Here is a 24,129-nt window from a genome sequence, read left to right as displayed (position 1 = left end):
GCTGCGTGGGTATCTCCAATTCTTTCTTAAATCTTTTCGCTGTTATCAGTTTAGAAAGATTGCATTGACGTGAACTACCACTAAGCTAAAGACTTAGCGGCTTCTCACTTCATAGAAGACCATCGGCATCTCCATGAGCGTTAATTCGGGCTATACCAGCCCTACTGAGTTCTGTCCATTCGTCCGTTTCGGCTTTACATGAAAACGAACTTGGTACAGTGGATTTATTCAAGACATATTGAGCCTGATGGTAAACTCTTGGAAAAAGGTTGCTTGGTTTTCGCATACCTTAATCTAAGATTATATTAGACGATGGTATATATGGAGGCAACACGTATCGAAAATAATGTTGAGGAAGTTGACGCTTATATCCCATGAAATTAAGATTTCATGGGTTTTACGCTTCTTCCTATAAACCCTTAATTTATGATTGCTATGACAAATGCACCAAGGCTTATTGCATGGGAACTTACTGCAGGTTGCAACCTGAACTGCGTGCACTGCAGGGGAGCTTCCACCTCCTCGGTTCCTGAAGGTGAGCTTACAACCGAAGAGGCTAAGCATTTCATTGATGAGGTAGAGCTTGGAAAAGCTATCCTCATCCTGAGCGGAGGCGAACCTCTTACCAGACCGGATGTTTTCGAGATTGCAAGGTATGGGACTGATGCCGGGCTTCGATCCCCCAAAATTTACTCCGATCATAAAACACCTTCCGCCGCAAATCACCTCTTTTTTAATTCTATTAAAGAGCGATCAGGTATGTAATCATCCGAATCTAGATGAACTGGCTTGAATTTCGATGTAGATACCTGTAGAGTGATGAGGTTCGTTTTTTTATATTGTGGAAAACAACTGTGGCAACTGTAGCCTTATAAGTTTTCTGTCCAAGGTATCAAACAATCAGAGGTCAGAGAATAATTGTATACTCCAAAAGAGTATGAAAGAATGTCAGTTTGATGATCTGGCTAGAAAACTTATATAGAGTCTATTCAAAGTCAATTATGGAGTTCAAATATACTTTCCAGACTCGCCTGAACTCCATGCTTCCGAGGCATGATATGCCAGCTTTGAGGGTCCTTAGGCTTGCATGATCCTGCCTCTTGAGTAAGAAAAGAGCAAAGCATGAACAAAGAATAACCTAGAATCGGAACGCTAATTTCGGCAATGTTGATAAAATATATCTGTGCCGTTTTCAGGTGCTGAAACACTAACTGAATAATCAACCGCTATAGTAGTTGCGGAGCCATGGATGATTACTGAAGCAGAGGGATTACCGGTGGAGGAAATTTTGTAAATTTGAGTGGTCACTATTCGAATAGTTACTAGTCGTGCCTTTTTTACTTTCTGACATTCTAATTTTTGGGAATTTTGGTGAGAATATGAGTAGAAAGCCAGTAAAACTACTTATCGTTTTTTTGATTCTAGTCCTGCTTTCAGGATATGCACTTGCAGATAGTCTCCATTTGCCTGACCAGAATGAAATTATAGAGGAAACAACTGGCTGGTCAGAGATACCCGTATATGATGTACCATACTATGCCTGGCAGGATAATCCGGAAGAAACAATCTCCCTGCTCTCAAAATTAAATGAAGAGTCCTTTAAAAATTGTACAAATCCTGAAAGTCCTATATACGACCCCAATGTTCTAAAAGCGTATGGAAGTGTTCCGGCAGTTAAAAACGCTTCCCAGCTAGCTGAATTCAGTTCAACCCTGCAGACTGTAAGAGACAGTTCTATCCGTGAGGTAAAGCCGTATCTTTATCCTGATGGCCCGATAGTTAACTATGGTGCCGGTCCTATGCCCGGGTATTTTTTGATTAAACTCTATGACTATAAAGGTAACAAAACTGTCTATTCCGAAGCCGAGTTAAAAGAAATCTACAACATTGTGGAAAAGAATGCCATTAAAGCCGGGCTTGATGAAGTACCGGTCATATTTTGTCTCTGGGATAAAACAGCAATATTTTATTTTTCTGAAAATAAAGCTACATTTGGCAGGGACGTTGTTCAGCTAACAGATATTACACTTCCGAAGCTTTTTTATTATATGTCCAATTCGTCATCCTTACAAATTATAAAAGATGGTTCTCTCAATGAAATACAACCGTACCTCTATCCAGAAGGGCCGATAGTTGCATATGGTTCAGACACGATGGACGACGTTTTCCTGATATCACTTTACTATCAAGAAAACGAAACAGTTTATCCTCAGAGCGAACTTGACGAAATCTGCAATATCGTGAAAGAATATGCGGATAAAGCCGGTCTCAGTGGCGTTTCGGTTATGTTTTACAACCAGGAAGGTACAGTACGTTTTGATAATTACTATAATGAATCATATTTACTGCCCAGCGGTCCGGCATCAGGGAGTAATGGCGGAATAGAGAATTCTACATTAAACAACTCTGCTGAATTAGACGACACAGAAAATATTACCTTTCCAATAGAAGGCACTATCTTTCCAATAGATGATATTCATCATGTCGCAGCGATTGGGTTATGCGCAACGTTATTGGTAATTTTTGGAATTATAATAGTAAAAAATTAAACTTTACATTCTCAGGTTGCCGTATACCTTAAATTTTCCAATTCTTAAATTTTCTCATTTTTTATAAATGTGCCTGCTAAAACCAAAATCAAAATGTGAGGGATTTGACTTGAAAATAAAGGCATTGATAGTAATCTGCTTGCTGGCAGTATCACTGATACCTGGATCAGGCTGTATTGATAGCAGCAGCGAACCAGTAAAAGAAGCTAAACTTGATGAAGTAACAGACAATCAGGACAGTTCACTCAATGCTACAGTAGAAATCGCTCCTGTAGAGAATTACTCCGAAAAGAGCAAAGATACCCTCGAACCTGAAAGGCAAAGCTCTTTTTCCAAATATTATAGTAAAGAAAATCTACGGTTTGAAGCAAATGTTTCCCCTTATTCTTTACATCTACAGGCCTCCGAAATTGCAAATTATGACGATTTCGTCCAAAAAATTCCCCTGAAGAACGAAAGCAGGGATTTGCTGTACATAAATGGGTTTGTTGTGATTGAAAATCCGGCTATCGAAAATCTGCCTGGAGCAGGGCATACACTGGTAAATTCTACTTATAAAGACCTGAAAGTTGCTGACGTTCCTATTTTCATCACTTCGGATTCTCTTCTTCACCTTTATCATATCCAGTTTGATGAGACGCTAAAAAGGGCAGAATCTGATGAATTTTACGACGAACTCTGGAAACTTGACAAAGCTCTCCTTGAAGCCTCCATAGAAGATTATGACAGCGCCTCAGGGCGAGAAAAGGAAGCCGCAAGAAGAAATGTTGCATACTTTGCAGTGGCTTTGCGACTTCTTGAACCGGAACCTGATCAGATAGGGCAATCACGGGAAGATTCGGGGAAAATCATACTCTTTGATTCTGAGGAAGCAAAACAATACAGTGTCGAAGTCCCCTCTTTTGTAAAGACCGATGTAGATACTGAATTGCGCCTGATAGGGGCACGTGAGGATGGAATATCTCCGATTTTCAAGTATAGGGAAGATTACTCTCAGTACACCCCAAGGGGACATTACACTCGCTCCGAGAAACTGAAGAACTATTTTAAGGCCATGATGTGGCACGGCAGAATGAGCATGCTCCTTCAGTCGGATATGATTACTGCAGAAACCCCGGAAAAGGAAGCGAGAATTCAGACTATGCAGGCCCTTTTAATTTCTGACCATTTTGACAGGGACAAAAACCTCCGGGCCAGCTGGGACAGAATCTACGAGGTAACGGCTTTCTATGTCGGTTTTTCCGATGACCTTGGCCCCTATGAATATGCAAAAGCTCTGGATACCGTCTTTGGAAATGATAGATCCGGAGTGAGTTTCGACAACGAAAGCCTTACAGCACTGAAAACCGAACTGGAAAGATACGAAAGCCCGAAAATCTATGGCGGAACAGGGGAAATAATTCCTGCAGGCTCTGAAACTGAAAGCAAAACCCTTGATGCCACAAAAGGTTTCAGGTTCATGGGGCAGCGCTATACCCCGGATTCCTATATCTTCCAGAAGCTCGGTTTCCCTGCCCTGAATATCATGGATCTTCTCGGCTCTGAAAGAGCCGCGAAACACCTTAAAAATATGGATGTTTCCGAAAACGCAGAATATGAAATCAGCCATCAATCTCTGGAAAACGAATTTGAAGCTTTTGATGAAGAAGACTGGAATAAAAACCTCTACTGGGCACAGCTATACGCCTTAAAGCCCCTCCTTGTAAGCTATCCTGAGGGGTATCCCACTTTCATGCAGACCGAAGCCTGGGAGGATAAGCAGCTTAACACCGCCCTTGCTTCCTGGACCGAGCTCAGGCATGATACTATCCTCTATGGAAAGCAGACCTACTTCATGGGTGCTCCCCAAATTCAGGAAGAAAAACCTGTAGAGGGATATGTGGAGCCAGTCCCTGAATTCTATGCAAGGATGCTTGCTCTTACAAAAATGGCACACACGGGGTTAAATGATATGGAAGTACTTGATGAGCAGTCGGATAAAGACTTTACAACTCTTGAAAAAACCCTTGAAAGGCTGCTGGAAATCTCGATTAAAGAGCTTGAAAATAAAGAGCTGACGGATGAAGAGTACGAGTTCATCAGGAATTTCGACCAGAATATAGCTCCAATGCTTGAGAACGTAGATATCAAGTCCCAGATGTCCACTCTGGTTGCGGATGTTTATACAGGTCCGGGAGGAAGTATCCTGGAAGAAGGGACCGGAAAACTGGACATGATGGTAGTAGCGTACAAACAGCCTGACGGCAGGATCGTGCTTGGAGCAGGCCCTGTAATGAGTTACTATGAGTTCTGGCAGCCTTCAGGAGAAAGGTTGACTGATGAAGAATGGAGAATAATGCTGAATAATAACCCTCCTGAAAGACCGGAGTGGATAAGTTCCTTTAGGGGGTAAAAAATACGATTCTGAATAGTCTATCTTTTCACTTTCCTTTTTGAGCCTGTTTGCTAAATCCGAATTCAAGATGTGAGGATTACAAATGCGAAACTTTGAAAAAATACTTTTACTTTTGTTAATCATACTTGTAGCTGCATTCGTGGGTTATAATGTATTAATATTTCTTCTGGGCGGTCCGGCTTTACCTAATTTTTTTGAAATCAGAAATAATGATGCAGGGACCCATGAAGTAACTGTAGAAATATTGGACTCGTACAACAGTTCCATGTTCAAGGAATCATACAAGCTTTATCCGGATGAAAGGGCTTCAGAAGCAAAACCGTTTGATCTTCTATATTCTACCGGAATGAAAAATTATACATTCAGGATTACACTGGATAATGGAGTTCTAGAAGAAACTATTCCAGTATCTTTGCATCGTTGCAGCACACCTATTATAGTAATAGATTGGAATAACGAGGCTCCAATAATGATAATGATAGAAACTGTTTGAGGAGGCTTGTCCAGATTTTTCTCTAACAAATTTCCGCATCACTGAAATTTTGTGAAATCTGCCTTCCCTTTACAATACCAGAAAAGCCTCTCTCCCATTCAATGGCCTTCGAGTCAGAACTGAACAGGCCTGTGCTTATGTCGTACTCAACGCCTTCTTTTTTGTACAGGTTCAGAGAAAGACGTTTATCCGTAACAATAAGTCCCACTTTAATATCTTCATTCATAGCCATTAATTTGAAGTTTTCATAATTTTTCAGTGCTTCTATTTTTTCCAGATAAGGTGATCGCTTCAATTCTTCTGCAACGTGAAGAGGAACTATAAGCTCGACAGGGACTCCTTCTTTTACTCTTTCAGAGATAGCATCAGCATATCCTTCGGTTACAACGGACGATATACCGTATATATGATCTGCTTCTTTAATCATTTTTAACTGATTGTTGTAGACGTTAAGGATCTTCATGCCTCGATCCTTGAGGACTTCAGACTCATAAAGACATCCGATTTCTTTTAACAAAGGACTGGGAATTCCTTCGAGGTAATGTCTTAACCAGAAATGCTTAAACTTATTAATAGTCCAAAATGTTACAAAAGAGTCAGCTATTCCTGAAGCCACAATTTTTCCTGCTGACGTCAGGAAATACTCATGTTCTTTTGTTTCTATCAGATGATCCGCTTCGATTTTCCTGAGCTTTGGAATTAGTGCCTGAGATGTACTTCCGGTAATTTCACGCAGTTGAGAAAGCTTTCTGCTGCCCTCGTTTAATGATAGAAGTATCTCTGTTAGAAGTCTTGACCTATATATTGCCTGAACGTCATCTCCCCTTTTTTTATAAATTTCGAAGCCGTTCATTTCATGTCGCCGTATCTACAGATTTTTTTCCTTACTTTCTTATTAAATTATTTTGACATCATATATTCTTTTCTTTTGTTGGGGCATGTATGTTGCTACCTTTTTTGTTAATTTTATTATTTAGTGAAGAAAATAATCTCCAGATTATTTGCTAAAAGTGAATCGAATTTCAGACATCAGTTAAAGCTCTGAAATTTCGTTATTTTTGATGAAAAAGAGTATTGGTTTAATGAATGTTAATCGGGCTGATGAATAGTTCATCACCGTAATAAATGTATAGGAGAAGATTAAGAGAGATTTTTGAATGTGAAGTCCAAACAAACTTTCCAGAGCACATTTGAACTTCACATGCCCTGAGGCAAGGAAATGATATCTTTGTGGATATTTAAAGCTTGCTTGATCTTGCCTCGGGAATAAAATTACGAGGTAAAAGAATGATTGCAAACAGAAAATTTGAAATTGCCGCACTACTTGCGGCAATGATGCTGGTAGGCATGACATTTGTACCAATGGTAAGTGCCCAAGCAGAAACATTGTCTGATAGCTCAGATGTCAAACAAGTTACCTTAACAATGGACCAAAAAGATGGGGTTCTGATAATTCCTCTAGATGACAAAAAGATCACTGACTTGAGCACAGCAAACACTACTAAAAAATCAGTGACAGCTTATCTATCAGGCACCATCGATAAGAACAACTTTGTTGTTCTTGAAGGCATAATCACACTTGATGGAGAAGAGGAGAAAGTTCAATTATCCGGTGAAGCAACTCAAGTGTTTATTGGATGGAATGTCCCGGACGGAGCCAAGCCTATTTACTCCAAAGTAGACAACATGACAATGACCCGTTACGAAGGCGCAACAGAAATGTACGCAACATATGTCGATCTTCAAGATGCAGAAGAAAAATACAACCTACATGGAGAATTCTATGAAGATGGAAAAGGATGCATTGTTGGGAAAGTTATAAGAAATGGAATTGAATGTGAAATAGGTCTCTTGGGATCATCTATCAGCATGTACGAAAACATTAGTCCAACTGCAACAACTAAAAGCAGTATATCCCTTGATGTTCCTCAAAGAAGTCAGTGGGAAATATATACATACCAACAAAATTACGATGCTGCAAGCCAAGCCTGTGGTGAAACATGCGCTGCAATGCTTGAAGAATACTGGTCAGGTGACCATCCATCTATATGGAGTATCTGGGTTTATAATGGTTATGATCGAATGAGCGCTGGTGAAGCTCAAGATTATCTGGATGATCAAGGCGTATATTTAATTAAAGGTCTAAAAACTGGCTCACTCTCTTACACAATCGGTCAAATTGAAAGTATGATCGATAATGGAAGACCATTTTATCTTACAGAAGAAAGTTTCTATGGTGCTTGCCATGCAGTAGTTCTTAGAGGATACTCTACAGGCAGCCAATATTTCCAACTAAATGATCCAAATACTTGGACTGGTGAAAATACGATGTTTTGGTACGATACAGGTAATCCTTTATTCAACTATGAAGAAAATGTCTATGAATACACAGGGTCTGATGATACCTCATCAACTGGATATTCTTATTTGGGATAAGAAAATAAAGCGAAATATCTTTAAGCGAGCCACTTGGCTCATTTATTTTCAGTCGAATACCCCGCTAGCTTGCTGCGGGGATGGAAAACTTTCCCGGTAAGCGTTAATGATAATATGATTTATCAGTTCCATTTTTGGGCTGTTAATTTCTGCTCAAACTAAATTGTTTAGGGTTATTATCTACTTTAACGGAATTTGGAGCGGTGGCGCGAACATACCCCGTTGCTTGCAGCGGGGTGCGCCACCGCAACTTTGATTATTTTTTTCCATAAATAGATCAGGTTATAGTATGAGACTCAAAAATTTATTTACTACATTGCTGATTATTTTTACTATCAACTGCGCATCTGCTACTACAATTACTGTAGATATTAATAATGAAAATAGCAGTAATTTCTCTTCTATACAGGAAGCAATAAACTTTGCACAGGAAAATGACTCAATACTGATTTATAAAGGAAACTATTCGGAAACTCTCACTATCGATAAACAACTAAAAATCAGTTCTATTTCTCACAATCCAGAAGATGTGATTCTCAACTCTGACATTTCTTCTATACCAGTAATTCACGTTAAATCAAACAATGTTGAAATAACCGGCTTGATAATTCTTGAAGACAGCAACGAAAGTCAAATCTCAGGAATCTATTTAGACAACGTCAATAACTCACTTATTCAAAACAATATTATTTCAAATTTTCAGGATGGTATTGTTCTAAATGCCTCTTCCGGCTGTAGTATTGAAAATAATACTCTATTTTCAAACACTTTGCATGGAATCTATCTAATTAATTCGACGGACAACGATTTGAGGAACAATCTCATCACTGAAAATAAACGTGGTCTTTACTTGAACCTATCAAATCAAAATACTTTAGTTAATAACAATGCCAGTAATAATGAAAACTATGGAATTGCTCTCAGGAAATCAAATGCCAATAATTTAATTAATAACCAATTTTTCATGAACAAATATGGGCTTTGTCTAACTGTCTCTCATGAAAATGTAATAGCAGATAACGTTGCCGGTAACAACAAACAATCCGGCTTTCTTTTATGGATCTCCGAGTCAAATAACTTAAAAGATGACATTTTCATAGAGAATGGAAACTCTGGCATCTATCTCCTGGCTTCTGATAAAAATACTTTAATTAGAAACATTTTATCTAACAATTCCAATGGCATTTCAATCGGAGATTCCAGCAATAACCTTGTTACTAACAACACTTTTAGTTCTAATAAAGAGTACGGCATATTCTACTTCTACTCTAATTTAAACAAAAATAACACTATCAAGGAGAATATTTTTTTAGATAATAAAAAAGGAGATGACAATCTAACCTCTTCCTCCATGCCAATTTATACTATCCTTATTCTTCTAACAGGAATCGGTCTTGCGTTTTACTTAATTAGAAAACCTTTGTCGAAAAAAGCCCTTAAAAGCTTAGGCATTTTAATAGTAATACTTTTGATTGCAATTATTGCCTGGTACTTCCCGTTTGAATCGGGTCTTCCCAGGAACAATGTAGAAATTAATAATTTCAGCTGGTATAATTCTTCCAAAATTAATGAAACGCATACACAGGTTACTCTATCAATGGATATTAATTACAGGAGTAAACAAGCATACGATTACAGTTTTGCCGAAGATTCACAAACTGATGTTATCCCTGCAAGGGTCCGGATATTTTCAAGGGAATATAATCCCGACGAAGGCGAAGAAATACCTTATACGCTGCTTTCTGAAGAAGATATTACTTTAACATACCGAAAACCATTCAAGTACGAAACTACTCTCGATTTAGAAAATGACATGGAATACGACGTTCAGACGATAACTGTGTTCAAACAAGAATTTGATTATCCCAACCCATATGGAGAAGAATTAAGGTGGGAGCTACTTGGAGGGTGGCAGCAACTGATATCAACCTGAATAGCTTCTGATTTTACCTTTTTTTCTCCCTGTTCGGGCAGACATTTAACTGTTTAACTATTTAAATCATAAATCTTCGGTCTTTCAGTCAGATAAATACCTGACTTTCTGTTCTCTTTTTTCAGGTCACTGTTTGAAATGGCAGAATATTAATATTACTTTATTAATATGACCTCTCAAGTTTCATTTATACTAACTTTAAGTAATATTGGTTCTGACCTATATTCTGTCTATAGAATATGATGCCACTTTCAGTTATCGTTAGTTCGTAAATCTCATTTCCCTCTGACTTCCATTAATATAAACCATTAATCTCTGATTACCATGACAAATCCACCAAGACTTATCGCATGGGAACTTACTGCGGGCTGCAATCTGAACTGCGTGCACTGCAGGGGGTCTTCCACTTCCTCGGTTCCCGAAGGGGAGCTTACAACCGAAGAAGCTAAACATTTCATTGATGAGGTTGTAGAGCTTGGAAAACCCATCCTCATCCTGAGCGGAGGCGAACCTCTCACCAGACCGGATGTTTTCGAGATTGCCAGATACGGGACTGATGCGGGATTAAGAGTAGTGCTCGCAACAAACGGCACTCTTCTAACCCCTGAGGTTGTGGAAAAACTGAAAGCTGCGGGAGTCCAGCGGCTTAGCATCAGCCTTGACGGAGCGGTTGCAAAGACTCACGATGAGTTCAGGGGCATGCCCGGGGCTTTTGAAAGGACACTTGCAGGCATTGAAGTCCTCAGGAAAGCAGATTTTCCTTTCCAGATCAACACAACGATTTCAAGGCGTAACCTTGAGGAGATTCCGAAGACCTTTGAGCTTGCAAAAGAGCTCGGGGCAGTTGCGTACCATGTCTTTTTCCTTGTGCCTACAGGCAGGGGGGAGGAGTCAGATGAGGTTTCTCCTGCAGACTACGAGCGTCTCCTCCACTGGTTCTACGACATGCAGAAAGAATCGGAAATCCAGCTGAAAGCGACCTGTGCTCCTCATTATTTCAGGATAATGCGCCAGCGGGCGAAAAAAGAAGGAATTGAGATCTCTGTAAAGACCCACGGCTACGAAGCCATGACAAAGGGCTGCCTCGGAGGGACTGGCTTCTGTTTCGTATCAAGCGTTGGTGAGGTCTATCCATGCGGCTACCTTCCCGTGCTTGCAGGTAATATCAGGAAGCAGCCTTTCAGGGACGTCTGGGAAAACTCTGAGGTTTTCAGGAAATTGAGAGATCCCGAAGAGCTTAAAGGTAAGTGCGGGATATGTGAATATAAAAAGGTCTGCGCAGGCTGCAGGGCAAGAGCCTATGCTGCTACAGGCGACTATCTCGGAGAAGAGCCTTACTGTATATACAGGCCCGGAAAAAAATGATAGTGATCGAGATGATTGGCATTGATAATTTAAAAGATCAGCTCCGGAAAGAGGCTGTCGATTTTTCCTGTGAGATGGATCCTAATGACAGGGAAGTTCCGGTAATAGAACTTGATGAGACCGACAAAAGAATCCTCAACCTTATCCAGCAGGAAGTCCCCCTTGATATCGAACCTTTTGCAAGGTTAGGCGAGATTCTCGGGCTTCCGGAAATTGAGGTAATTGAAAGGCTGCGTGAACTCAATAGAAAAGGGGCAGTAAGAAGGGTAGGCCCTGTCCTCAGCACGAGAAATATGGGGGGCGTAAGTACTCTTGTAGCCCTGAAAGTGCCCGAATCCCGCATAGAGGAAATTGCTATTTTTGTTAACGAGTATCCCGAAGTTTCCCATAATTATCTCAGAAGTGCTGCGCAATATAATCTCTGGTTCACGCTTTCTGCTCCAAACAAAAACAGGCTTGAGGAGATTCTCAGCGAGATTAGAGAGAAAACAGGCTGTCCTCTTCTTGATCTTCCTACAAAGCACCTATTTAAGATTCAGGTAAAGTTTGATATCAGGTGAAATTATGGATAAAACGGATGTAAAACTGCTAAAACTCGTGCAGGACGGAATTCCAATCACTCATTCTCCTTTCAAAGGGTTTGCTTCTGAACTTGGAATCAGTGAACAGGAGGTTGTTGACAGGCTTAAAAACCTCCAGAAAGCTGGGAAGATCCGTCGCTTTGCGGCTTCAATCGGGCATAGGGCTATAGGCATAACAGCAAATGCAATGTGCGTCTGGAACGTTCCTGATGAGCAGATCGAAAAGATAGGGAATATCATGGCTGAATTTCCCGAAGTTACGCACTGTTATGAACGCCCCCGCTATCCTGACTGGCAGTATAACCTGTTTACAATGGTCCATTCCTATAACCCCGAAGACTGCGAAAAAGTGGCTGAGAAAATTTCTGAAGCTACCGGAATTAAGGATTATACCCTTTTCTTCAGTGACAGAGAGTTCAAGAAAACAGGAGTCAGGCTTTAAGGATGGCTGTAAAAACTGCTTTTAAGGCATCTATTATCGTTTGTTATCGATCATTAACCGTCTATCAGGTATTTATTAGGCGTTTATCGTCCATTTATTAAGCGTTTATTTAAACTTTAATTTGCGAGGTCCCTGAAAATGACTGGAACTAATAACTTTCTCCCCCTCATGCTTGACCTTTCAGGCAGGAAAATCGTAATTTTCGGGGGCGGCTCTGTCGGGGAACGCAAGGCTGAACTTTTCTGCGGCTGCGCGGACACTGTTGTTGTCAGCCTCGATTTTTCCGAAAGGCTGCAGGAACTTGAGGTCTCGGGACAGGTTCGACTGCTTATGCTTGACCTCACGGCAGCAGCGGACTCAGAACTCAGGGAAATCATTTCAGGGGCTTTTCTTGTTATTCCTGCAACCAGCAGTTCCGAACTTAACCGGAAAATCACTGATATTGCAGGGGAAAGCGATATTTTGATTAATCAGGTGGATGCTTTAGGTAGTGTTGTAATCCCATCAGTCATCAAAAGAGGAGACCTGGTAATAGGGATCTCCACCCTAGGGCACAGCCCTGCGGTCTCGAAATACACTCGCAGGCGGATCGAAGGGGTGATAACTCCTGCATATTCCGATATGATCAGGCTTCAGGACGAATTGAGGAGTTACCTCAAGTTGCATGTGAAAGAACAGAGGAAAAGAAAAGCCCTTCTCTGGAAAGTCCTTGAAAGCGAAAGTGTCTGGAATGGCTTTTCCGAATCGTACGAAAAGGCAACAGAAGAAGCATATGCAATAATTTCGGATAATCTAGGATAATTTCGGATAATCTAGGATAATTTCGGATAATCTAGGATAATTTCGGATAATATAGGACAATTTCGGGAACTTCCAACCGTAAAATCAGGCTGGAGGCTCAAAGGCCTGTGCAGAGTAACATGCAGAGCATATTGAAAGGAAAATAATTACTCTATGAAAATAAACTTTCTGTGTATGAAAATGTTTGTAATAATCCTCTTTAATAACTACCTTTTAATAATTACTCATTAATATCTACCCTTGAATAATTAACCTTGAATAATTAATCTTGAGTGATTAACCTTGAATAATTAATCTTGAGTGATTAATCTTGAATAACTAACCATTAAATAGAAACCCTTTAGTGAAAAATGGCTGAGGATTTCTGGACAAAGTTTAATTTATAACTCCTTATATTATTCATTCTATTTCCTGTATTCATTCTATCCGGAGGCTCTCTGTGACAGAAATCTCAAGTATGGTTATATCCCATAAAAAAGCGAAGGTTGAGGAAATGGAGTCCGCCTGGCACGGAGATCTGGACGGGCTGCTCCATAACCTGTACAGCCGTGAGTATGTGTACGAGTGCGTTGTCTTAAAAACATGCAACCGTGTTGAAATTTACGTTGTTTCCCCCAAGAGCAGCAGTGTACTTTTCTCTTTTGCAAAGGAAATGGGAGCTTCCACCCATATCATTGACTTTTACGGGCACGATGAGTCCCTGGAGCACCTGCTCAGGCTTTCAGGTGGGCTTGAGTCTATGATTGTAGGAGAAGACCAGATCCTCGGGCAGATAAAAGACCTCTACGCCTATTCAAAGAAAGCCGGAACAACTGGCAAGATCCTTGATACGGCTTTTGAAAAGGCCATTCAGGTAGGCAAAAGGATCAGGAACGAGACCCGGATCAATAAGGGTTCGGTCTCCATAGGCTCTGCGGCTGTGGACCTCGCCGAAGATATTTTCGGGGGGCTCACAGGAAAATCCGTGCTTGTAATCGGAGCCGGAGAAATAGGAGTCCTGGTCGCAAAAGCTCTTGCCGAAAAGGATATCGAAGCTATTTACATTGCAAACCGCACCTTTAAGAAAGCCGAAGAAATCGCCTACGAGCTCGGAGGGCACGCGGTCAGGCTTGATGATATCAGGGGCTATCTACCGGGCGCGGATGTCGTGATCAGTGGCACTGGAGCTCCCCATTATATCCTTACACGAGAGATAGTTGAAGAAGCTATTCGGGGTAGAGATAGAAAGCTCCTTCTTATCGATATTGCAAATCCCAGGGATATCGAGGAATCTGTTGTGGAACTGGAAAGTGTCGAGCTCTGCAATATCGATAATCTCAGGGTCATAAGTGAAAGAACCCTTAAGATGCGAAAAGAAGAAGCAAAAAAAGCTGAAGCTATTATCCAGGAAGAAATCAGGCTCTTAAACCTCCAGTACAAGCGCCAGAAAGCTGACCGTTTGATTTCCGAGCTTTACCGGCAGATCTACGATGTCCGCGTAAGGGAACGGGAAAAAGCAGTCAACAGGCTCTGTGCCTATCATACGATCGGGGAGATCGAAACCGAGGTGCTTGACGATCTCACTCATTCAATCGTTAACAAGATCCTAGCAGAGCCTACCAAAGTTCTCCGCCAGGCTGCAGAACTCGGAAATGAAGAGTTTCTTGATGTGGTTTCAAGAGTCTTTTGTCTCGATAAAGACAGAGTAAGGGTTGAGAAAATAAAGCCCGGATGTAACAAAGAGCAGACTACCGTTAAAGAACAGACAACAGTTAAAGAACATTACGCTGTAAAAGATTAAGCTGAGGCGTACGGGAAAAAAGAAACAATTTACAGGCAGAAGAATTTCCAGATTAAATCAATTCACAGATAAATCAATTCACGGATAAATCAATTCATAGATAAATCTATTCACAAATAAAGCAGTTCATATTTCAAAAATAGTTTATAATCAGGAGTGATCACATGTTTCCAGAAGTCAGGTTAAGAAGGTTGAGAAGGGGAAAGATCAAGGACCTTATGCGGGAGACCACTTTATCCGTGGATGACCTGGTCCAGCCTATTTTTGTGAACGAGAATATTGATTCCCCTGTTGAGATTTCTTCCATGCCGGGAATATACAATCTTCCTCTCTCAGAGGTTGTAAAAGAGGCAAGAGAGATTGCAGAGCTCGGGATTCCTGCAGTGATTCTTTTCGGAGTGCCAGCATTTAAAGATGCTGAGGGTAGCTCTTCCTGTGGGGAAACAGATGTCGTTCAGGAAGCTGTAAGGAGAATCAAAGCCGAACTCGGAGACAGGCTTGTAGTGATCACTGACATCTGTATGTGTGAATATACAAGCCACGGGCACTGTGGGATAATCGACTTTGAGACTAAGGAAGTCCTTAACGACCCTACTCTTGAAGTCCTGGGAAAAATTGCCATCAGCCATGCAAAAGCCGGAGCTGATATGGTGGCTCCTTCGGGAATGATGGACGGGATGGTAGACGCAATCCGACAGGCGCTTGATTTCAGCGGATTTGAAAACATTCCCATTATGTCCTATGCCGCAAAGTACCATTCCTGTTTCTACGGACCTTTCAGGGAAGCTGCCGAATCGGGGTATTCCTTCGGGGACCGCTCGACCTACCAGATGGACCCTGCAAACAGCGACGAAGCTCTCAGGGAAGTAACCCTTGATGTGGCAGAAGGGGCAGATATCCTTATGGTAAAGCCTGCCCTCCCCTACCTGGATATCATATACAGGGTCAAGAGTGAATTTGGAATGCCAACAGCCGCATACAATGTAAGCGGGGAGTATTCTATGATCAAGGCAGCTGCAGCTAATGGATGGATTGATGAGAAAAAAGCTATTTACGAGTCCCTGATCTCGATCAAAAGGGCAGGGGCGGATTTCATTATTACCTACTTTGCAAAGGATGCTGCCCGAATGCTTAAGTAACTGCTTTCTTTCCAGGCACTTCTGCTTTTAAGGGGATTCAGTCAGAGCTTTCTTTCCCGCATCCCTTTCTTACCTTTTGTTTTTAGCCTGCCTTTTGCCTGTATGCTATCTTCAATGGTTGTTTCCATCAATAACTGCTTAATAGGTGAAGGCTCTGTTATAAAGATAAATAAGAAGCACAGAAAAGAGCATTATCTTAATCCAGAAGCTCACTGGAAAACGAAAGCTTGCTTCACTTCAAGGTTTACATATTAACCCGGGAGTTCATGTCATTCATATATTAACATTAACAAATCTCCGTTTAATTCAATTTCCGGTTAAGTCAAAACCCGTTTCAATTTGCTTAATCAATTTAATTTACTAAAATCTAATCAATTTAATCTACTTACAGTCCTTTATCGAACATTTAAGTCCATCCGGTGAGATTCCCATGACGTTTGAGGTAACACTTGATAAGTCCAGACAGATGTATGAGAAAGCAAAGACCCTTATTCCGGGCGGGGTTAGCAGTCCGGTGAGAGCAATCAAACCCTATCCTTTCTATACCGCTTCTGCGGATGGTTCGAAGATAAGGGACCTTGACGGAAATGAATATATTGACTACTGTCTTGCCTACGGTCCTGCTATCCTCGGGCACAACCATCCTGTAATAAAGGAGGCAATCAAACAGCAGCTCGATAAAGGCTGGCTCTACGGAACTCCTACCGAGCTTGAGGTGACCCTTGCAGAAAAAATTGCAAGCTATTATCCCAGCATTGATATGCTCCGTTTCGTGTCCACAGGCACGGAAGCTACTATGAGCACCCTCCGCCTCGCTCGCGGCTTTACACGCAAGAATAAATTCATCAAGATTGAAGGAGGGTTTCACGGCGCCCATGATGCTGTGCTCGTAAAGGCAGGTTCAGGAGCTACTACCCTTGGAGAGCCTGATTCCCTCGGTATCCCTGCAGATTTTACCAAACATACCCTGCAGGCCCCATATAACGATATAGAAACAATGGCCACGCTTGTGGAAAAGAACAGGGACGACCTTGCAGCAGTGATAATAGAGCCCGTACTCGGGAATATAGGTCCTGTTCTTCCGTTACCTGGATACCTTAAAGAACTCAGAAAACTCACGGAAGAAAATGATGTACTTCTCATTTTCGACGAGGTTATTACCGGTTTCAGGCTTGCAATGGGTGGGGCGCAGGAATATTTCGGGGTAGTGCCTGACATGACCACCCTTGGAAAGATTGTGGGCGGAGGTCTACCTATTGGGGTCTTTGGAGGCCGCCGTGAAATTATGGAAATGATCTCACCTTCCGGAGCTGTTTATCAGGCAGGAACCTTCAGCGGGAGCCCATGTTCTGTGGCCGCGGGCATTGCCGTGCTTGATTACCTGAAAGAGGAAAATATTCACGCGAAGCTGAATTCAACCGGAGATTACATGAGGGCTGTACTCTCAGAGATCGTTGAGGACGAAGGGCTTGACTATAATGTATGCGGAATTGCTTCCATGTTCAAGATCTTCTTTGGGGCAGAGCCTCACAACTACCAGGAGGTCCTGAAATGCGATAAGGAAGGCTACCTTGCTTTCTTCCACAGGATGCTTGCAAGCGGGGTCTTCCTGCCTCCGTCCCAGTTTGAGACCAACTTCATATCTGCAGCCCACAGCGAAGAGGACATTGAAAAGACCCTTGAAGCTTATATGGAAAATCTCTGAGGATTTTATCTTCTCTCAAGATTTATCTTTGAAAACGTTTGAGGATTCCACATGATCATAGGTACCCGGGGCAGCCAGCTTGCGCTTGCCCAGACCGAGAATGTCGCCCGCCTTCTTAAAGAGCAGGGCGTTGAAACCAGTATTAAGATAATAAAAACAAGCGGAGACCGGTTTACTGACCGCCCTCTGCATGCCGTATCCGGAGGAGTCGGGGCTTTTGTCCGGGAACTGGATGATGTCATGCTTTCAGGAGAAATCGACATCGCTGTCCATTCGATGAAGGATATGCCCACGATCCGCCCGCCAGTACTTCCTACTGTTGCAGTTCTGAAACGGGATACCCCTTTTGATATCCTGCTTACGTACGATGGGAGTACTCTTGACGAATTGCCCGACCAGGCCATTATAGGCACCAGTTCCCTGAGAAGGACTGCACAGATCAGGCGTTACAGGCCTGACCTTATCACCCAGGACCTCAGAGGCAATATCGATACCAGGCTCAGGAAGCTTAAAGAGGGACTGTATGATGGTATCCTGCTTGCAAAAGCAGGGCTTGAACGCATGGGCTGGGAGCTTGAAGGAGAAATCCTTTCCCCTGACTTTTTCTGCCCCTCCCCGAACCAGGGCACGGTTGCAGTTGTAACAAGAGCAGGTACTGAAGCTGAAGCCGCTGTTTCCAGGCTTGACCATACCGAGAGCCGGATTGTTACTGAAATTGAACGCATCCTTATTTCCGAACTCGGAGGGGGCTGTACTACTCCTATTGGTTCCTATGCAGAGCTTACACCTGATAGGAAAGAAATCCATGTTCGGGCTGAAGTCCTTTCCCTTGACGGCAGGGAAGATGTTCGGATTGATGAGTTTATCCCGATGAGGGGTGGTGTTGAAAAAGCCAGGGAACTCGGGCACAGGCTTGTGAAGATGGGCGGCAAGAGGCTGGCTGAAGAAGCGCTCCTTCAGATCTCCAGAGATGCATGCGATTCCGGAGATTCTTACGATTATTGATACAAAACTGCCTGCGGGCAGGAAACGGAGTTATTCAATGTATACTCTCACCGGACTTAAATTAAAAAACCCGACCATTCTTGCAGCCGGGGTGCTCGGGACCACCGGCGCTTCCCTCTACAGAGTCGCGCGTGAAGGGGGAGCAGGCGCAGTTGTGACCAAATCCATAGGTCCTGCTCCTAAGACCGGACACTCCAACCCCAGCATGGTCAGGCTGGACTGCGGCTTTTTAAATGCAATGGGGCTTCCGAACCCTTCCTATACCGGCTTCCTGCAGGAGCTCGAGTTTGCAAAAAAGAACTCTGAAGCGCCTGTAATTGCAAGCATTTTCGGCGGAAATCCCTCTGAGTTTGCTGAAGTTGCAGAGGGCCTGCTTCCTGCAAAGCCTGACGCTTTCGAGCTTAATGTGAGTTGCCCGCATGCCGAAGGGTACGGGGCTGCAATAGGTTCGAACCCCTGCCTGGTAGAGGCAGTTACAGCGGCGGTTAAGGATGTTGTTAATGTTCCTGTCTGGGTTAAGCTGACACCCAATGTTGCAGATATCACATGCATCGGAAATGCAGCAGAATCCGGGGGCGCGGATGCTGTCGTTGCAATCAATACTTTAAAAGGAATGGCTATTGACATTGAATCCGGATACCCTGTTCTTGGAAACCGCTCAGGAGGGCTTTCCGGAAAAGCTGTCAAGCCAGTAGCTGTCAAATGCGTTTATGACCTTTACACCGCCCTCGAAATTCCGGTAATCGGAGTTGGAGGGATTTCTTCCTGGGAAGACGCTGTGGAAATGATGATGGCAGGAGCAGCAGCTGTTCAGGTCGGGTCTGCGGTATACAACAGGGTGGATGTATTCTCTGAAATCGGTGAAGGGATAGAAGCTTTCCTCGAGAGGAAAGGTTATTCGGATATAAAGAAAATTATAGGGCTTGCCCATGAGATGGTCTGATGCTTCCTCTTAATGCTACAATAACACAGATAACTGAAGAATCTCCTGCTGTCAGGACTTTTTTCTTTAACCACATGTTTAAGGACATGAAGCCAGGCCAGTTTGTGATGGTCTGGATCAGGGGCGTGGACGAAGTTCCCATGGGCCTCTCCAGAAATAACTCCATAACTGTCCAGAAGGTAGGGGAGGCAACCTCAAAGCTCTTTGAGTTAAAAGAAGGAGATTCTTTCGGGCTCAGGGGCCCATTCGGAAAGGGCTTTACCCTTCCTGCTAAAGGTGAAAAAGTACTTGTTATAGCTGGAGGGGTCGGAGCTGCTCCCCTGTCGCCCTATGCCGAGGCAGCCTGTGCTGCAGGTGCTGAAGTGAATACAATTCTTGGAGCACGGAGCGCCGGAGACCTGCTTTTTGAGGGTAGATTTGAAGCCCTTGGAAAGGTTTATGTCTCTACCGACGACGGCTCAAAAGGAGTTAAAGGATTTGTGACCGATGTCCTCAAAAACCTTGATGTCGCAGCCTATGACAGAATTGCAGTCTGTGGTCCTGAAATAATGATGTCTTCGGTTTTCAGGCTCCTGGAAGAGAGACAGGTTCTGGAAAAGTCAGAGTTCAGCCTCCACCGCTATTTTAAATGCGGCATCGGAGTCTGCGGGGCATGCTGCATAGACCAGTCCGGTCTTCGGGTTTGCAAGGACGGGCCTGTGTTTTCCGGGGTTCAACTAATTGGTTCTGAGCTCGGAAAATATTCACGGGATGCCAGTGGGCGAAGAGTTAAAATTTAAGTTTCGATATATCCTTTTAAAAAATGAAAGAGAGCAGGTAAAAAGCTCCTCGAAAATAGAATAAGGAAGGCAAAGCTATGATTGGAAGGTTCAGGTCGGGAGATAACATTTTTTATGGAGAAATCGAAGACGGGAAGGTGTATCCCAATGGAGGGATCTCTGTCGGGACATTTGAACTTTCGGAACTTCGCGTTCTACCGCCCTCTTTTCCCTCTAAAATCGTCTGTGTTGGCCTGAACTATAAGGACCATGCCGGGGAGCTTTACATGGAAGTTCCTGAAACCCCTATTCTCTTTTTAAAGCCTCCGTCTGCAGTTATAGGGCATGGAGATAAGATAATCTACCCTGCATCCAGCTCGAGGGTGGATTATGAAGCCGAACTCGCGGTCGTAATCGGAAAGCGCTGCAAGAATATTTCAGCTGAAAAGGCTGAGGACGTGATTGCAGGTTATACGTGCTTTAATGATGTGACTGCACGTGATATCCAGCAAAAGGACGGGCAGTGGACGAGGGCAAAGAGTTTTGATACCTTTGCGGCATTCGGGCCCTATATCGTTTCTGCAGAAGAGATTGATGTTAGCGATGCAAAGATCGTCTGTAGAGTAAACGGGGAAACCAGGCAGGAATCTAACACTTCAAACCTTATTTTTGACATTCCTCATCTTATTGAATTCATCACCGAGATTATGACCCTGGAAGTAGGAGATGTAATCGCTACCGGTACTCCCCCCGGAGTTGGAGAACTGCAAAGGGGAGATATCGTGGAAGTCGAGATCCAGGGAATCGGAACACTTAGAAACGAGGTTGTCTGATGCTTCTTGAGCATATTGGAACTGAACTTGATCTTACAGAGCGCCACCTGATTGTGCTCAAAAAGGTAATTGAAGAAGGTCCCATAGGAATCCTTAAACTTGCAGAGGTTACCGGGATGCAGAACCATAAGGTACGTTATTCCCTTAGAGTCCTTGAACAGGCAAATCTTATCAAGCCTTCAGCTCAGGGTGCCGTGCCAGGGGATGCTGTCCCTAAATTCTTGCAGGACTTTGAACGAGATCTGGGCAAAATCAATGAAAAAATAATTCTCATCCGGGAAATTGAAGCCTCCATTCCGAAGTAAAGGCTTTGCCCTTAAAAGCCTTTTACGGATGTGCTTTTTTGTTATCATATTTTTTTCTCGGTTCTTTCTGTGGAGTTCCGGGCTTCGGTGGCTTTTTATAACCCTATTTACATGTTTTTCCTGCAATCATCGAATTCAGTGTAGCTAATGGAGCTGCCCACCTTACCGCGGGTTTATCCATACAGTTTAACTCGCGTAATATTCTCATCTTATCCAGTGATTATTTAATCAAGGTTTACTTCCGGAGAAGTTTTTATGACCTTAGGTCCTGAAGATATTAAAATAATCGAAAAATACGCTCTTCAAAACGCTGTAAAATACGGAAAAGCCCCCCAGCCCAAAGCTGTAATGGGCAAAGTGATGGGGGAATACCCCCAGCTACGGGCTGACCCCAATGGGGTATCCATTGCCCTTGAAACTATTGTTTCCGAAATTGCTAAAGGGAGCCCCGAAGCCTGGGAAGCCCGGCTGTCAGAAATTGCCCCCGAGCTTATAGAAGCCCTGAGTGTAAAGAAAGAGCCTGACAAAGGTTTAAAACCCCTTGAAGGGGCAGAAGCCGGTAAGGTAGTGATGCGGTTTGCCCCTAACCCCAACGGGCCCGCAACTATGGGGAGTGCAAGGGGCATGGTAGTCAATTCCGAGTACGTAAAGATATACAAAGGCAAGTTTATCCTGCGTTTTGACGATACTGATCCTGATATAAAGCGCCCCATGCTTGAAGCCTATGAATGGTACCTGGACGACTTCAAATGGCTCGGGGTTGTGCCTGACCAGGTCGTATACGCCTCTGACCATTTCCCTGTCTATTACGATTATGCAAAAAAGCTGATTGAGATGGGTAAAGCCTATGTCTGTTTCTGTAAAGGAGAAGATTTCAAGCAGTTAAAGGATGCCAAACAGGCCTGCCCGCACAGGGATGAAAGCCCGGAAGAAAACCTCAGGCACTGGGAAAAGATGCTTGCCGGGGAATATGAAGACCAGCAGGCTGTACTGCGTATAAAGACAGATATAGACCATAAAGACCCTGCTCTGAGGGACTGGGGGGCATTCAGGATTAGAAAAATGTCCCATCCCCGCTCTGAAATTGGAAATAAATACATTGTCTGGCCCCTCCTGGATTTTGCAGGCGCTATCGAAGACCACGAGCTCGGCATGACCCACATCATCCGGGGTAAAGATCTTATAGATAGTGAAAAGAGGCAGACATATATCTACAAGTATTTCGGTTGGACGTACCCGAAAACAACCCACTGGGGAAGGGTCAAGATCCACGAGTTCGGAAAGTTCAGCACAAGCACCCTGCGCAAATCCATTGAAGCCGGAGAATACAGCGGCTGGGATGACCCTCGCCTGCCAACAATCCGGGCAATCAGGCGCCGCGGAATAATGGCTGAAGCTCTCAGGAAGTTCATGATAGAGATGGGAGTCGGGATGACTGACGTGAGTATAAGCATGGAGTCCCTCTATGCAGAAAACCGCAAGATCATAGACCCCATTGCAAACAGGTATTTCTTTGTCTGGGACCCTGTAGAATTGGAACTTATTGATACCGAGCCTACAGTTGCTAAACTTCCGCTTCACCCTACCGATCACGCAAGAGGTGTAAGGGAAATTGCCGTAGAAAATAAAGTGCTTGCCTGTAAGGATGATGTCGAAAAGCTGGAAGTAGGCTCCATCATCCGCTTAAAAGATTTCTGCAATATCGAAATCATTTCCCTTTCCCCGCTGCAGGCAAAACGCTCTAATGTTTCTCTTGAAACCCTTAAAAAAACAAAAGCAAAAATCATCCACTGGGCTCCAGTTGATGGAATTCCGGTGAAAGTTCGAGGTCCTGAAGGCGACATCGAAGGAATTGGAGAATATGGGATTGCAGCCGAACTTGACAAAATCGTGCAGTTCGAACGTTTCGGCTTCTGCAGGATCGATGCAGTGAACGAAGAAGAAATTGTGGCATATTTTGCCCACAAGTGATTCTCAGAAAGAAAAGGGTGGAGAACTGCCCTTTTTCTTTTATCTACTTTCGTTAGCTTTTTCGTTAGCTTTTTCGTTTTTTTCAGTTATTTACTTAAAATTTGTTATTTTTTAAACATATTTTAATACTAGGTATTATTTTTCTCAACTTTCTATCTATTAATGCAAAATCTTTTATAATATAACCCTTATGAATCTTAGATGTCAACTCAGCAATTAAACAATAAATAGTAAATAGCGAAAATTCCTCACAAGAGTTGACCTGGCTAGACGCTATATTTAGTGAATAGACAGTATTGATCAGAAGGAGCAGCATCCTGTGATCAGCATCGAAGTTTGAATGCTTAAGGCAAAATTTTAATGTTCGACTCTACCCCAGTGACTAATCCCTATAAGTGATTGGAGAGTGGAAAATCCTCTGCACCGTGTCCGCCCCACAAAATGCAGAGAATAGAATTGGATAGATTCAAAAATATTACGCAGACGTAATTAGATTTTTGAATTACCGTATAGATCCGACATAATTAGATATTTGGAATATACTCGGTCTAATTAGCTTGACATTGTCAAATTAACTCATTTTTGTAGGTATCACAATTTATTTCTACCCAAATTTACACCATTTTGAGAATTTTTACCTTACTATTTTTGTTTCTTATATTTTCGTCTTAATCAACGCTTCCATTATTTTCACT

General features: G+C 42.8%; 19 protein-coding genes and 1 pseudogene. 19 read left to right on the top strand and 1 reads right to left on the bottom strand.

The genetic code is table 11. The annotated features are described in order from the left end of the window. Window positions 1–426: 426 nt before the first annotated feature. From FXV91_RS11800 to FXV91_RS11785, 4 genes and pseudogenes are all read left to right on the top strand, one after another. Window positions 427–678 (top strand): annotated as a pseudogene (locus FXV91_RS11800) (radical SAM protein); the annotation flags it as partial. Between the two features lie 701 nt (window positions 679–1,379). After that, window positions 1,380–2,549: a hypothetical protein gene (locus FXV91_RS11795; RefSeq protein WP_229390804.1), complete on the top strand. Its 1,170-nt coding sequence runs from the start codon at window positions 1,380–1,382 to the stop codon at window positions 2,547–2,549. Window positions 2,550–2,616: 67 nt separating this feature from the next. Next, the gene (locus FXV91_RS11790; protein ID WP_229390803.1) at window positions 2,617–4,941 is read left to right on the top strand and encodes a DUF3160 domain-containing protein; all 2,325 of its coding nucleotides are present in this window, start codon (window positions 2,617–2,619) and stop codon (window positions 4,939–4,941) included. Window positions 4,942–5,026: 85 nt separating this feature from the next. Beyond that, the gene (locus tag FXV91_RS11785; RefSeq protein ID WP_229390802.1) at window positions 5,027–5,437 is read left to right on the top strand and encodes a hypothetical protein; all 411 of its coding nucleotides are present in this window, start codon (window positions 5,027–5,029) and stop codon (window positions 5,435–5,437) included. Between the two features lie 22 nt (window positions 5,438–5,459). Here the strand turns inward: FXV91_RS11785 and FXV91_RS11780 are convergent, their stop codons facing one another. Beyond that, entirely contained in the window at window positions 5,460–6,290 is an 831-nt protein-coding gene (locus FXV91_RS11780) for a transcriptional regulator FilR1 domain-containing protein (RefSeq protein WP_229390801.1), read from the bottom strand. Window positions 6,291–6,724: 434 nt separating this feature from the next. Between FXV91_RS11780 and FXV91_RS11775 the strand changes: the two genes are divergently transcribed. From FXV91_RS11775 to FXV91_RS11705, 15 genes are all read left to right on the top strand, one after another. Beyond that, complete coding sequence (locus FXV91_RS11775; RefSeq protein WP_229390800.1) at window positions 6,725–7,873, top strand: C39 family peptidase; 1,149 nt, start codon at window positions 6,725–6,727, stop codon at window positions 7,871–7,873. 289 nt (window positions 7,874–8,162) lie between these two features. Then, window positions 8,163–9,806, top strand: coding sequence for a right-handed parallel beta-helix repeat-containing protein (locus FXV91_RS11770; RefSeq protein ID WP_229390799.1), 1,644 nt, complete (start codon window positions 8,163–8,165; stop codon window positions 9,804–9,806). A 315-nt stretch (window positions 9,807–10,121) separates the two neighbouring features. Further along, window positions 10,122–11,171, top strand: coding sequence for a heme b synthase (ahbD, locus tag FXV91_RS11765; protein WP_229390950.1), 1,050 nt, complete (start codon window positions 10,122–10,124; stop codon window positions 11,169–11,171). After that, on the top strand, window positions 11,168–11,731 hold the full coding sequence (gene ahbA, locus FXV91_RS11760) for a siroheme decarboxylase subunit alpha (RefSeq protein ID WP_229390798.1): 564 nt from the start codon (window positions 11,168–11,170) through the stop codon (window positions 11,729–11,731). The genes ahbD and ahbA overlap by 4 nt, the downstream gene beginning before the upstream one ends. A 4-nt stretch (window positions 11,732–11,735) precedes the next feature. Beyond that, complete coding sequence (gene ahbB / locus FXV91_RS11755; protein WP_229390797.1) at window positions 11,736–12,194, top strand: siroheme decarboxylase subunit beta; 459 nt, start codon at window positions 11,736–11,738, stop codon at window positions 12,192–12,194. A 138-nt stretch (window positions 12,195–12,332) separates the two neighbouring features. After that, window positions 12,333–12,995 carry a bifunctional precorrin-2 dehydrogenase/sirohydrochlorin ferrochelatase gene (locus FXV91_RS11750; RefSeq protein WP_229390796.1) on the top strand — a complete coding sequence of 221 codons (663 nt, stop codon included), beginning with the start codon at window positions 12,333–12,335 and terminating at the stop codon, window positions 12,993–12,995. A 439-nt stretch (window positions 12,996–13,434) separates the two neighbouring features. Continuing rightward, a complete protein-coding gene (gene hemA, locus FXV91_RS11745) occupies window positions 13,435–14,775 on the top strand; it encodes a glutamyl-tRNA reductase (RefSeq protein WP_229390795.1) in 1,341 nt (446 codons plus the stop codon). A gap of 164 nt (window positions 14,776–14,939) precedes the next feature. Then, a complete protein-coding gene (gene hemB / locus FXV91_RS11740) occupies window positions 14,940–15,914 on the top strand; it encodes a porphobilinogen synthase (RefSeq protein ID WP_229390794.1) in 975 nt (324 codons plus the stop codon). 430 nt (window positions 15,915–16,344) lie between these two features. Beyond that, window positions 16,345–17,619 carry a glutamate-1-semialdehyde 2,1-aminomutase gene (gene hemL, locus FXV91_RS11735; RefSeq protein WP_229390793.1) on the top strand — a complete coding sequence of 425 codons (1,275 nt, stop codon included), beginning with the start codon at window positions 16,345–16,347 and terminating at the stop codon, window positions 17,617–17,619. Between the two features lie 51 nt (window positions 17,620–17,670). Then, entirely contained in the window at window positions 17,671–18,624 is a 954-nt protein-coding gene (hemC, locus tag FXV91_RS11730; RefSeq protein WP_229390792.1) for a hydroxymethylbilane synthase, read from the top strand. Between the two features lie 37 nt (window positions 18,625–18,661). Then, entirely contained in the window at window positions 18,662–19,567 is a 906-nt protein-coding gene (locus FXV91_RS11725; RefSeq protein WP_229390949.1) for a dihydroorotate dehydrogenase, read from the top strand. Beyond that, window positions 19,567–20,346 (top strand): dihydroorotate dehydrogenase electron transfer subunit, encoded by a 780-nt coding sequence (locus FXV91_RS11720; RefSeq protein WP_229390791.1) that lies wholly within the window; start codon window positions 19,567–19,569, stop codon window positions 20,344–20,346. The genes FXV91_RS11725 and FXV91_RS11720 overlap by 1 nt, the downstream gene beginning before the upstream one ends. 77 nt (window positions 20,347–20,423) lie before the next feature. Continuing rightward, window positions 20,424–21,158 carry a fumarylacetoacetate hydrolase family protein gene (locus tag FXV91_RS11715; protein WP_229390790.1) on the top strand — a complete coding sequence of 245 codons (735 nt, stop codon included), beginning with the start codon at window positions 20,424–20,426 and terminating at the stop codon, window positions 21,156–21,158. Further along, the gene (locus FXV91_RS11710) at window positions 21,158–21,463 is read left to right on the top strand and encodes a hypothetical protein (protein ID WP_229390789.1); all 306 of its coding nucleotides are present in this window, start codon (window positions 21,158–21,160) and stop codon (window positions 21,461–21,463) included. The genes FXV91_RS11715 and FXV91_RS11710 overlap by 1 nt, the downstream gene beginning before the upstream one ends. Window positions 21,464–21,718: 255 nt before the next feature. Then, window positions 21,719–23,434, top strand: coding sequence for a glutamate--tRNA ligase (locus FXV91_RS11705; protein WP_229390788.1), 1,716 nt, complete (start codon window positions 21,719–21,721; stop codon window positions 23,432–23,434). The last annotated feature ends 695 nt before the right edge of the window (window positions 23,435–24,129 follow it).

It is taken from the genome of Methanosarcina sp. DH2, from assembly GCF_020804225.1.
Lineage (GTDB): Archaea > Halobacteriota > Methanosarcinia > Methanosarcinales > Methanosarcinaceae > Methanosarcina.
Note: the sequence above shows the minus strand (reverse complement) of the source record. Positions and strands in the feature narration are given on the sequence as shown.